Source organism: Occultella glacieicola (assembly GCF_004353825.1).
Taxonomy (GTDB): Bacteria; Actinomycetota; Actinomycetes; order Actinomycetales; family Beutenbergiaceae; genus Occultella; species Occultella glacieicola.
Genome location: NZ_SMNA01000012.1, coordinates 146,982 through 158,915 on the forward strand (window position 1 = coordinate 146,982; position 11,934 = coordinate 158,915).

The following is an 11,934-nucleotide window of genomic DNA, read 5'->3' on the forward strand; positions in this document are numbered from 1 at the left end:
TGTCCTTCCGGTGGGTCATCGGTGTAGTTGGGGGTTGATCCAGTCGATATGCGGGCGCGCGTCCGGGGCGGCGCCGCTCGGGTCGGCCACGGTCAGGGAGAGCCGCACGCGGCCCTCGACGCCGACCCGGACCTCCTGCGCGGGCTCGCCCGAGGTGAGCTCGAGCCGGGCGAGCACCTCGTCGTCGCCGCGCACCGTCACCGTGGCGACGTGCCCGGGGGTCTCGTCGTCGATCCCGACGAGGCAGCTGAACTCGCCTGCGAGCCCGCCGATCGCGTAGGTGACCTCGGCCGGGGAGCAGACCCCGAGGCCGCGCTCGTAGATGGCGCCGGCCACGGTCATGGGAGCGCCGTCCTTGGGGTTGCCGGGCCCGTTGGACATGTCCCGCTCCACCGGCCCGAACCCGTTCGCGGCCGCGATCGGGCGGCAGTCCACGAGGTCGGTGGCGCCCACGTCCGGATGGGTCACCACGCGCACGTGGGCGACCGGTCGGGCGCCGTCCCGCAGGGTCAGCACGCCCACCTGCGCCGGGCCGAGGTCGCCCGGGACGGTGACGGTCCAGCGCCCGGTGCCATCGGCGTGCGGCTGCGGCCAGCCCGGCGGCGTGACCAGGTCGAGGTCTCCAGGGCCGTCGGCGCCGATCTCGACGGCGTCGCCCGGGTTGGCCATGATGAGGTCGCGTTCGAGGGTCGGTGCCGCGCCGTAAGTCGATGCCCGACGGCGGGGGCTGGCCGGGTAGAGCACCGCGCCTCCGTTCTCGCGCAGGTCGAGCCGCAGCGGGCGGTCGCCGCCCTGGTGGGTCGCCTCGGCCAACCCGGCGTCGCCGGCGTCGGTGACGAGGCGGAACGGCTGGTCGTCGAGTCCGGTGAGATCGAGGTCGACGGTGCGCGGCGGGCCCGCGTTCAGCACGCCGACGAACCAGTCCTCGCCGAAGCGTCGGGCGATCGCCACCCACTCCCCTGGCCGGCCGCCAACGAGTCGCGTCTCGTCCCAGACGGCTGCGACCGCGTCGAGCACCTGCTCGGCGATTGGCCGGGCTCGGTACTGATCGATCTCGTCGGCGAAGTGGGTGATCCCGGACTCGAGCACGATCGCGAGCGCGAGTTCGTGCGCGTCGGACGTGACCCGAGCCGGCGTGGAGAAGGTCACCGGGGTGTAGTCCGCCGAGCCGATCACGTTGCGGGTGAACGGGACGATCGTGTTGTGCGCCGGTGGCAGCGAGTCGCCGTAGAACACGTAATACTCGGCGCCCCGGACCGCCTCGTAGGTGACCACGTGCGGGTGGGTCCTGGCCCAGCCGCGCGGGATCACCGAACCGTGGAAGTTCAGCATCAGGCCGACCCGGGCCGCCTCGGCGATCACCTCGTCGTACCAGCGGTAGCGCTCCTGCGCCTCGGACTCCATGAAGTCGACCTTCACGCCGGCCACGCCCCAGGACGCCCACTCCGCGATGTCGCTGTGGATGTCGAGCCAGTCCCAGCTGACCCACACGAAGATCCCGATCCCGCGCGCGCCGGCGGCGGCGGCGAGTTCGGGCATCCAGGTGCGGTCCCAGCCGCAGTCGACCAGGACGTGCTCCCACCCGTGCGCGGCGGCGTAGTCGACGAGACGCAGTTGCGCGTCCAGTTGGGCGCCGGAGTAGAAGTCGGACCACCAGGACCACGCCGCCCGCCCTGGGCGAACCCACGCCGGGATCGGCGCCTGCGCCGGTCGCGCCAGGTCGTCGACCAAGTGGGACGCGACGATGGTGGCCAGGCTGCCGAGGTGGAACACCCGCCACGGGACGGCGGTGCCGCCCTCGTCGAGGGTCACCGGGTCCGCAAGTGTGAACGAGAACGAGCCGCCCGCGTGCCGTAGCAGGGAGCCGCCGTAGCCGCCGTCGATGTCGGACTCGGCGATCAGCACGTAGCTCTCGTCGTCGCCCGGCAGCACCTGTGCCAGCAGTGGGAGCCCGTAGTCACCGTCGGGCAGGTCGGCGACCGAAGAGGCGAACCGGGGTTCCTCGTACCAGGAGGTGTAGTTCAGCGGCCACAGCGGCGCGTCGTGCGGAAGATCGAGCGTGAGGTCGGCGCCCTCGACCACCTCCCCGGCGGCGCCGTCCAGGATGATCCGGAACGCCACGCCGTCGGCCGCCGCCCGGAGCACCAACGTGACGTCCGCGCCGCGGGCGTTCGTGAACGTGACCCGCTGCTCGGCGTGCCGGACCTCGTGGCGGCCGACGCGCTTACCGACGGCCAGGTCGTAGGCCTCGAAGACATCCCGATCAGCGGCGGAGGTTGCCGTGAGCCCGGCGAGCAGGTCGGTCCCGTCCACGGTCCGCAACCGCAGCGGCGTCGCGGAGGAGAGCCGCAGTTGGTGACGCCACAGGCTCAGGTGGATTGCGCCGTCGTGCAGGCTCGCCTCGATGCCGCAGGCATCGAACTGTGCGGTCCAGGTCGGCTCAGACATGGGAACCTCCGAAGACCCGGCGGCCCGAGGCGAGCCGGCTCGGGAACGCGAACTCCTCGATCGCGACCGCGGCGGCACCCCGCGCCCACTCCGCCAGCGGCAGCGGCTGCAGGTGCAGCTGGGTCTGCCGCGCGGCGCCGAAGGTCTGCTCGGCGAAGGAGTCCCGGATCGCGGACTCGATGAAGTCGTAGGTGGTGAGCCCCTCCCCCGAGACGATCACCTGCGCTGGTCCGATGATGTTGGCGACCGAGGCGATGGCGAGCCCGATCAGGTGGCCGGCCCGCACGAACACCGCCGCGATCGCGGCGTCCCCGGACCGGGCGCGCTCGACGGCGTCACGAAGGCTCAACTCCGGCTCCCCCGCGACCTCACGGCAGCGACTCAGCAGCGCAGCGGTGGACGCCTCCGCCTCGACACACCCGTGCCCGCCGCACCGGCAGAGCACGCTCGGGTCGCCGACCGGCAGGTGCCCGATCTCCCCGGCCACCGAGTGGGCGCCGCGGATCAGGGCGCCATCGACCACCAGTGCGGACCCGATGCCGGTGCCGATGGTGACCAGGGCGAAGTCGTCGAGGCCGCGTGCGTAGCCGAACCACTGCTCGGCGGTGGCCAGGGCCTTCACGTCGTTCTCGACCACGACGTGCTTGCCGGTCGCCTGCGAGACGCGGGCGCCGAGGTCCACGTCGCGCCAATCCAGGAACGGTGAGTACCGGACCCGGCCGGTCGCGTGGTCGACGTCCCCGGAGACGCTCAGCCCGACGTGATCTGCCGGGTGGGTGAACCCGAGCTTGCGGGCCTGCTTGTCCAGGGTCGTGATGATCTCGACCACGGTCTCGATCGCGGCGTCCACGTCGGTGCCGACCAGAGTCCGTTGCTCCTGGCCGCGGATCCGCCCGCCGAAGTCGACGAGCACCCCCACAACCTCCTCGTGCGTGAGCTTGACCCCGAACGTGCCGGTGTAGTCGACGGCGATCCGCACCGGCCGCCGCGGCCGCCCCATCCGGCTCGTCGCCTCGTCGCCCGCTGCGTCGGTGGCATGCGCCTCGTTGTACTCGAGGCACCCGGCGTCCAGGAGCGGCTGGGTGGCGCGCGTGACCGCCGCCGAGGACAGGCCGATGCGCCGCGCGATGTCCGTCCGAGCGATCGGCTGCTCGGCGAACACGGTGGATAGGACCGCGGCTTCGGCGGGTGTGCCCTCGATGGGGCCACGTCGTTGTAGTGGCACGAGGGAACCGTCTCGCACTTAGTTACCTGTGTCAAGTATCTTTCTGGACCCGATCCTAGCCAGCCACGGTGAGGCCGCGCGAAGCCGGGCGGTCGTCGAGGACGACCACGCCCGCCCGGTAGCCGGTTCTCGCGTTTCGTGTAGCGGCAGATCACGATGCGACGAACCCGCCACGCGGGCCTCACGCGACGAGTAATCTCTGCTGCCACCGGGCACCGGCGCCCGGGGACCATGTGGGAGGTTGCCATGCTCTCCGTCGTCATCGAGACCGCTATCGGTCTCGCCCTCGTCTTCTATTTCATGGCCCTGCTCTGCAGCGCGATCACCGAGGCGATCGCCAACGCGATGAAGAAGCGGGCCAAGTACCTGCTCCGCGGCCTTCGGGAACTGCTCGACGACCCGGCGACCGCCGAGACCGCACCGGGTGTCGTTTCACCGAGCGCCGCGCTGGCGTCCGTGAGCGCCGAGCAGAACCTGTACAACCGGGCCCTGGCCGCCGACGCCACAACCGCCGTCCCGCCCGCGACTCCGCCGCATTCCGACGCCCCGCCCGGACCCTGGACCACGGTCCTGATGGGGCATCCCCTGATCCGGCCGTTCAAGGAGGCCCGATCCACCTCGCAGAAGACGCGGAACCCGAGCTACCTGCCGGCCCGGGCGTTCGCGGCCGCCCTGCTCGACACGATCGTACCGAACACGACCGGCAAGACCACCCTCACCCACATCCGGAACGCGGTGTCCGGTCTCGACGACGCCACGCCGTTCAAGGGTGCCCTGGTCAGCATCCTCAAGCGGACCGAGGACGACGTGAAGTCCTTCATGTCCGGGCTCGAGCAGTGGTACGACGACCAGATGGACCGGATCAGCGGCTCCTACAAGCGCTGGTCGAAGCGGTGGCTGGCCGCCATCGCCGTCGTCCTGGTCGGGCTCGCTGGGATCGATGCGATCGCGATCGGCCGCTCCCTCTACGAGGACGCGCCGCTGCGCGCGGCCGTCGTGGCCGCGGCCGCCAACGAGACCCTCTGCGAACAGGACGAGTCCTTCGAAGAGACCCGCGAGTGCGTCACGACGACGCTGACCGAACTCGGTGCCTCCCACGGACTCCCGCTCGGGTGGACCGAGACGACCACCCCGGACAGGTGGTCCGAATGGCTGCTGAAGGTGCTCGGTCTGGCGCTCACCGCCGCGGCCGCCACCCTCGGTGCGCCGTTCTGGTTCGACGCGTTCAACCGGCTCGGCTCACTGCGTAACGCCGGCCCCAAACCGAAAACGACGTCGGGCTGAGGCCGCGCGCCGCGGCCACGCCCGCCCGGCCCCCTGTGGTCACCTGGTGGGCCTCGAGCGTCACCGATCACGAGGATTGCGCCGAGGTGGTGATCGACCGGGTCAACGTGAAGAAGCACGAGCGGTACAACGGCGAGGATCAGACCATCGGCACCGGCGCCAATCTGACTCGGGCAGCCTGACCCGCAGACTCACCCCTTCGCACAGCAGACCCACACGACGGAGGGTCGCTAGGTTGATCTGAACAACCACGGACCCGTACGGAGGCAGAGCGTGAGCCAACCGCACCGGTGGATCCCGCCGCGCCACAGCGAAGAGGTCCGGGTGAAGTTCGAAGCCGCATGGGACGTGTTCGCCGTCACCTGCAGTCGCTAACTCGCACCCGAGCCCACCTATCAGGCCTGGCTTGCCCACTATCTCATTTCCCAGTTCGGCATCGACCGGGTCGCACGCGAACCCACCATCCGGATCGCCACGTTCATGCCGAGCCCGTGGCGCATCCAACTCGCCGGTAACCACGTGCGCCTCGATGCCGTGGTCCAACGCGAGCCCGGCGTGTACATGCCGCACTACGGCAGCCCACTGGTCCGATCCCCCGACGCCACCGGACTCTCGCTGCTGCGCGACCTCGAAGTCATCTGCGAACTCAAGGTATCCGCCACACAGGGCGAGGGCCTGGACCACCGGGAAGTCGCCCAAGACGTCTGGAAGCTAGCCATGCTGCTCGACGAGTACGAGGCGGCCTTCCCCGGTGCGCCATCGCCCTTGGCCTACGCCCTGGTGCTAGACAACCACCCCCGCAAGAGCTACGACCAGGCTGCCCTCAATCGGCACCTCGACAGCATCCGGCCTCGCCCCGAGGTCCAGGTGCTCATCCACACGGCCGCCGCGGCCGCACGCCCGTCGTTCCCGGACGACTCGGCGTGGCGCATCCCGCGCCACTCGACGATCCGGGAGCACGACCCGAGCCGCTGGGATGGGTGACGCCCGGCCAGCAGCACACCGAATCCTAGGGCGGGTACCACCCGCCGCGCGGTTCAGTGCCCGCCGCACACCTAGGGTGTATGAGCACGCTCGCGAACCGCGAGGCGCGTCACTCCGCCAGCGTCCCGATCGGTGGTTGACGGGCACCGACGCGACGAGCCAGCGCCGCCACGCGGACCGACGAACTGAAGTAACAGTGGGACTTCTCGGGCCGGACGAGGGTGAGACCACTCGTCGACGATCTTGACCAGCCCGATCTGGCACGGAGGCACACATGGAGTCGGCGGACTCGAAGTCCACAGTCGTGAAGTTCGGCCTCGTGTCTCTTGCGGCGAGAGCGGGTTCTCCCACGGAGCCACGTCGCCGGCGAGCACTCCGCCGACGAACACCCACGCCCACCCCGGCGGCCCAGGTGGACCCCGGGCGTGCGGCCGCTCAGCCCACGCCACGCCGCGCGCACGACTGGCCATCTGCCCGCGAACAGAGCCGCATGAGCAGCGACACGCCGAGGTTCTGGACGCCCATGATCGGCGCGAGAACAACGACGAGCTCCACTTCCGGGCCCGCGGCGCCGATCAGCACAACGCGCCGGTCTGCACCGCCAGCCGCGCCGTCGCGCCGATCACACGGCCGTGAAGTCAGCCAGCAGCGAGCCGAACCGCTCGCTCCCGCAACTCCGGCGGGTACTTCCTCGGTGCCACCATGACTCTCATCCTCCCTGGGATTCACAGCCTCCATCAGACCCGGGGCGAGACAATGGGACTGAGTAACTACGGCTTGTTCGCAGGACTCTCGGTCAACCTCAGAGCCTTCGTGGCCTCCTTGACGAGGGTGGGAAGCTCCTCGGTGTTGACCTCTCCAGCATGTTTTGCAGCGTCGCGGTGGGAGAACCTTGAGAGGACGTTCTTGACGAGGACGGCTTCACCGAGTTGAACGCGCGCTGCTAGCCGAATGTCGTCTTCGGAGTTGGCGTAGAAGGGAGCCAGGGCCTTGAGCGAGAGTGCAACATCTTCTGCGGTGTCGGCCTCACGGAAGTGTCGGCTGGATTCACGAAGCAACAGCGCCCCGAACGTGCCGATCACGACGGCTACGGCTGCGCGCAGAATGCCGCCGCCGACGCTGATATCGAAGTTCTTGACGATCGCCTGATCGACGATGTAGTAGCCGACGGCCCCGGCGAAGAGGAACGCTACAAGTGCCCCGGCACGCATCCACAGCGCGTTCTTGCGCTCACGTGAAGCACGGCCGTACCAATCTGCGGCGCTCAAGTCACCAGCAGCGTGCTCAGCCAGAGCCTCGCCGGCCTTCGTCGTCGCAGCCAGCGTGGCTATGCTGGCCAGCGCTTGGGTGTCGTGGGTCGCGTCAGTTTCCTTGCGATCCTTCTTCCACTCACTCAGCGCTTCTGACCAGTTCTCATCGATCGTGGCTTGGGCGGCATCGCTGACGGCCATGATCGCCTCGCGTTGAGCTTGAATCTCGCCGCGCAATTTCTCGACCTCTGCCGATACCCTTGTCAGCTCGTCCAGCCGTTGCTGCAGACCCTGCTCGGTTGCCGCAACGTGTTCGTGGAGTTCGTCGAGACGCTTGGTGCGCACCTCGATCTCCTTGTCGAGCAGCTCGACGTAGCCCGCAGCGAGATTCTTGGGCGGAGGTAGAGGTAGAGCCCTAAGTGCAGTCTCAAGGAGCTTCACTCCCTGACCGTTACGGGCTTGGGCGATGTACTGATTGAAGGTGTTGCCATCGACGGGCAGCTGGTTGAGAGCGTCGCCGAGCCCATCGAGTGCGCTCAGATACAGAGCTGGTTGCTGGGCCAACTTTGTCTTGACCGCCTCGTCGAGCCACTCGACGACGTCCACGCGCCATTGCTCCAGGGTTTTGTCATCGAAGCGAGCGGCGTGGAGTGATTCCCTCTTGAGCCGAAGGGTCTCCCAGACCTTGTGTGCGCGGTAGCGCTCAGCGCCCCTAGCCATCAGCTAAGCCTGCTTTCGACTGAGACGATCGAGAGACGTCGTTGGATGAATCGATCCGCCACAGCACTACCTGTTGCCCTTGGAGCGGTTGTGCGTGATGCAGAGCATCTCGCAGTTCTCGAGGGTTGTCGCCCCGCCCTTCGACCAGGCACTGACATGGTCGGCTTCCATCTCCGCGAGCTTGTAGATGTAGGACTTGTTCGCGTTGGTGCCAACGGCGCAGAGCGGGCAGTTGGACACGCCGTCGGCCTTGGCCTTGGTGGTCTGTCGCTTGTAGGCGGCGTTCCTGGTGGCTGTGTCGAACAGGCGCACCTTGAGTAATTGTGTGTTGGTCTTGCCACCCAGCAGGTACTCGTAGATGCCCTTGTTGCTCTCCACCGCTGGATCGCCACGGAGCTCCTCGACGGCCTGGTCGATCGCAGCTGCGTCGTAGGACTTTGAGTGGTGCTCCTCGTACAGGCGACCCCACTCGAGACCTCGCATCTCCGAGTCCGGCGGGCGCGTGAAGACACTGCTGACCCAGTCAATTACCGTGGTGAAGTAGGTCTTGAGCTCGTTGATGTCCGCGTCCTGGCGATGCTTCGCGAGGTAGCCGGCGACCTTGTCGCCGTACGGAGCAGCAACCCAACTCAGAGCGACGGCCAAGATTTCCTGCCGCTTGGGGTCACCCTTGACATACGCCGACCACTTCTGCATGTTGGCGTTGATCGAGTTCGAGTACTCGGCCTTCGCCTTGGTGACGAACGGTCCTGAGTAGATGGCGTTCAGTAGCTCCTGCGTATTCAGCGGAACACCGGTGATGTTGATGGTCTCGAACCACTCCTTGATCTCCTTCTCAGTCCCCTGGCACTCATACACCAGCAGGTCACTCTGCTTGATGAGCTCCTGGGACTCGAGCGGGAGCGACGAGAACGTCTGCTCCTTGCCGTCGACCTTGATCGCGAACTTCCCGGTGACGAAGCGCCCGACGCTGGTGATGCGCTGCTGGCCGTCGAGCACCTCGAGCTTGTTGCCGTCGACGTTGAAGTAGATCAGCCCGAGCGGGTAGCCCTTGAGCAGAGAGTCGATGACGGCCACGTCCTTCTTGCCGTCGCCGTATATGTAGTGCCGCTGGTACTCGGGCTGGATGACGAGCTTGCCGGCCAAGCCGAACAGCCCCTTGCCCTCGAGCTCGTTGTAGACGAAACCGGTGAGGACTTCCTCGACGGTGTAGTGCCTGAGATCGGTCTTCACGAGGCGTCCTTCCTGTGACGGATGAAGATGCGCTTGTAGATGCGCTTGACGGGGTAGCCGACATCGAAGTAGGTGCCGGGTCCGAACTCCTCGACCCGGACGTAGACACCCTTGGAGCCGGTGTTCGACTTGACCGGTGCACCGTCCACAACTTTGCGCTTGGCTTTGTAGGACTTCGTCGGCGCGTAGTCCCACTCATCGGTCCCGAGAATCTCGAACTGATCCGGGTTGTACTTCGCCAACCAGGTGATCGGAACGCCCATGACACCGTCGTAGTCGGACGGGATCGCGTCCGCGTACGGGATCTCGATCGCATCGAAGTTGTCGAACCGCTGGTACTCGCTGCCTCCGTCGAGGGTGTTGATGAATTTCTTGTTGTACCGCAGGTTGTCTTGCATGGTCATCAACTGCATGGGTTCATGTCGCCGACCGTGCTCGATGTTCGTGAACCAGCAGGAGTTCCCGAGACGGGTAAAGTCATGCTCATCCGTTGACGGGTAGCCCAATCTCGCCGCTTTCAGACGGTCGGCTTCCTTCACGTCAGCGCCCTTCGGGACTCCGAAGACCATGTCGGTGCTGTTAGCCGTGGCACCCTTCCAGAGCTTGTTCGACTTGATGAGACTGAAGACCTGCTTGTAGGAGATGGCGTTCTCGTTTCCGATCATCGAGAACTGTTTGTCGCCGGCCACGAGCCAGGCGAGAAACTCTCGGAACAGACTGAACGGCGGGTTGGTGATGATGATGTCCGCCTCATCGCGCAGAGCCGTGATCTCGGCGCTTCGGAAGTCTCCATCGCCATCGAGGTACTCCCACTGGAGGTCGTCGATGTTGACGACGCCGTCCCCGTTGATGTCCTCCAGTGCGAGCACGAACTTCTTGCCGTTGGTGTGGCTCTTGGTCTCGTCAAACTGTGGGTCGTTCAGCTCGAACAGGGTTGGCTCGTAACTGAACGTCGCGGGGTTGCTGTCCGGCGCGTAGGACGTCGAGATGAGTTTCTTCAGGCCGTAGTCCACGAAGTGCAGCGCGAAGAACTTGGCAAAGTTGCTCCACTCCGGATCGTCGCAAGGGAGCAAGAGCACCTTGCCGCGGAACACGTCAGGGTCGTACTCGAGGTAGGCGTTCATCTCCCGCTCGACGTCGGCCCACTGGGTGTAGAACTCGTCATTCTTCGCGGCCTTGGCCGCGTTCAGACTGGAAGCCCTGTGCCCTACAGCCGCCATGTTCTCCCCTTGAGACCCGGTGCGCCACCAGGTCGGGGGCACATCTTCAAGCGCATGCTATCGGCGAGGGCCGACAGGCTTAGGGCACCAGGGTCGATCGCGCGGCTGGCATGCCGCTTGCTCAGTCCTTCCGCAGCCGCTCGATCTCCGCCTCCAGCTCGCGGACCTTGGCCTCCAACTGAGACTTCGTCGGCTTGCGTGGCCGTGTCGTCTTTGCAGCCTGACTCCCTGCCCTCGAAGTGAGGCGACGCCAGACCAGAGCCATTGGCGCGGTGGGGTTCCCGCCTCCACGTAGTAGCTCGTCAGAGGCGTCGAGAGCGACCGGTCGCCGTCCGCGGCCGCGACCCGTGCGCAGCAGGTACCTATGGCGTCCCCAGCCGACATCACTCGCATCGAATCCGTCACGCTGCGAGGTGCGCGCTCGCCCCCTTCCCCCGGCGCAACGCCGGTCAAACCGATAGAGTCGCAGCATGAGAAAGGCGTCGCCCAACGATGTAGTTGCGGGCTTCACCACGGCGACAGCCGGCGCACTCACGGACTGGGAGACGATCGACGCAGCGCTTGCGGCGCAGTCGCTCAGCCTCCGCCGTCGAGCAGCTTCTGATGCCTTCCTCTCGCTAGCTGTCTCGTGGGAGTCGTTCCTCTCACGGTGGCTGGTCGCCGCAGTGAACAAGGATGCATCGCGGGCCGTGAGCCAACTCGCAACCCGCTTGCAAGAGCATGCGGAGGAGGAGCTTCGTGTCCCTCGCTCACACCTCGCAGCGACCCTCATTACGCAGTCTCATTTCAGTCTGAACCTGGTTCGTCAGCTATTGGACCCCAACGAAAACAACATCGTGATCCGTGAACACGGCGATCTAGATCAGTTCGCTCGCCGGTGGCTCGCCGACCCTTACCGGACGGCGCTCACTGGAATCTCCTCCTTTCAATTCAAACCTGTGCTCGCCACTCGACTCATTCGCAACGCGCTCGCGCACCAGTCAGAGTCCGCACTCAAGCGAGCAAACGATGAGCTGAGGAAGAGCACGGTGCCTGTGGGCCTCCGAGTGACGGGGGCTCGCCGGCTCAGTGTGGACGGATGGCGGCGCTATCTTCTTTCAATCAGCAGCTATCGCCCGAGAATCGCCGTGCTGCACGATGAACTGGCGACAGTCGCGAGTCTCCTCGTCGTTCCCTGACGGTTGGCCGTACCGTAGCGGCCCGCTCTGCGGGTGCGGGACACGTATTCGGAGGGATGAGTAGCCGTGCCGGTCGGCCACGAAGGACGCAGCGGTCGGCGCCGACCCCGGACGCCGCAAGCAGGTGCCGCCAACAAGCCCCGCGGGGCAGCCGGCCGCCCCACCCACTGCTCGGACCTGTCAGTGCTAGATCGACGCTCACTTGCATCACCGGACGAGGGTTGCTGGGAGACTGATGGGGTGAATCTCGACGAGCTGCTGCAGGTGATGGACGGGACTGCTGCACGGGTAGGTGGCATCTGATCTGGCTTGCCCGGGAGGGCGGCCTGGAAGGATGTTGCTGTGCCAAAGCCCTACCCGAGTGAGTTTCGTGACGACGTTGTCCGCGTCGC

The 11,934-nt window shown here is 66.7% G+C and carries 9 protein-coding genes; 3 read left to right on the forward strand and 6 right to left on the reverse strand.

The genetic code is table 11. The features are described 5' to 3' along the window. Window positions 1-15: 15 nt before the first annotated feature. Both EXU48_RS20700 and EXU48_RS20705 read right to left on the reverse strand, forming a co-directional pair. A complete protein-coding gene (locus EXU48_RS20700) occupies window positions 16-2,448 on the reverse strand; it encodes a glycoside hydrolase family 97 catalytic domain-containing protein (protein WP_133109584.1) in 2,433 nt (810 codons plus the stop codon). Beyond that, window positions 2,441-3,673 carry an ROK family transcriptional regulator gene (locus EXU48_RS20705; RefSeq protein WP_207947851.1) on the reverse strand — a complete coding sequence of 411 codons (1,233 nt, stop codon included), beginning with the start codon at window positions 3,671-3,673 and terminating at the stop codon, window positions 2,441-2,443. The genes EXU48_RS20700 and EXU48_RS20705 overlap by 8 nt, the downstream gene beginning before the upstream one ends. A 246-nt stretch (window positions 3,674-3,919) precedes the next feature. Between EXU48_RS20705 and EXU48_RS20710 the strand changes: the two genes are divergently transcribed. Then, window positions 3,920-4,957 (forward strand): hypothetical protein, encoded by a 1,038-nt coding sequence (locus EXU48_RS20710; protein WP_133109585.1) that lies wholly within the window; start codon window positions 3,920-3,922, stop codon window positions 4,955-4,957. 480 nt (window positions 4,958-5,437) lie between these two features. After that, window positions 5,438-5,941, forward strand: a complete 504-nt coding sequence (locus tag EXU48_RS20715) for a hypothetical protein (protein WP_133109586.1) — start codon at window positions 5,438-5,440, stop codon at window positions 5,939-5,941. A gap of 435 nt (window positions 5,942-6,376) precedes the next feature. Here the strand turns inward: EXU48_RS20715 and EXU48_RS24635 are convergent, their stop codons facing one another. From EXU48_RS24635 to EXU48_RS20730, 4 genes are all read right to left on the reverse strand, one after another. Beyond that, a complete protein-coding gene (locus EXU48_RS24635; protein ID WP_165962931.1) occupies window positions 6,377-6,523 on the reverse strand; it encodes a hypothetical protein in 147 nt (48 codons plus the stop codon). 188 nt (window positions 6,524-6,711) lie between these two features. Beyond that, a complete protein-coding gene (locus EXU48_RS20720) occupies window positions 6,712-7,911 on the reverse strand; it encodes a hypothetical protein (protein ID WP_133109587.1) in 1,200 nt (399 codons plus the stop codon). A 66-nt stretch (window positions 7,912-7,977) separates the two neighbouring features. After that, complete coding sequence (locus EXU48_RS20725; protein WP_133109588.1) at window positions 7,978-9,144, reverse strand: GmrSD restriction endonuclease domain-containing protein; 1,167 nt, start codon at window positions 9,142-9,144, stop codon at window positions 7,978-7,980. Beyond that, on the reverse strand, window positions 9,141-10,364 hold the full coding sequence (locus EXU48_RS20730) for an adenine-specific methyltransferase EcoRI family protein (protein WP_133109589.1): 1,224 nt from the start codon (window positions 10,362-10,364) through the stop codon (window positions 9,141-9,143). The genes EXU48_RS20725 and EXU48_RS20730 overlap by 4 nt, the downstream gene beginning before the upstream one ends. A 470-nt stretch (window positions 10,365-10,834) precedes the next feature. Here EXU48_RS20730 and EXU48_RS20735 point away from each other — a divergent pair, with 470 nt between their 5' ends. Next, window positions 10,835-11,542, forward strand: coding sequence for a hypothetical protein (locus tag EXU48_RS20735; RefSeq protein WP_133109590.1), 708 nt, complete (start codon window positions 10,835-10,837; stop codon window positions 11,540-11,542). The last annotated feature ends 392 nt before the right edge of the window (window positions 11,543-11,934 follow it).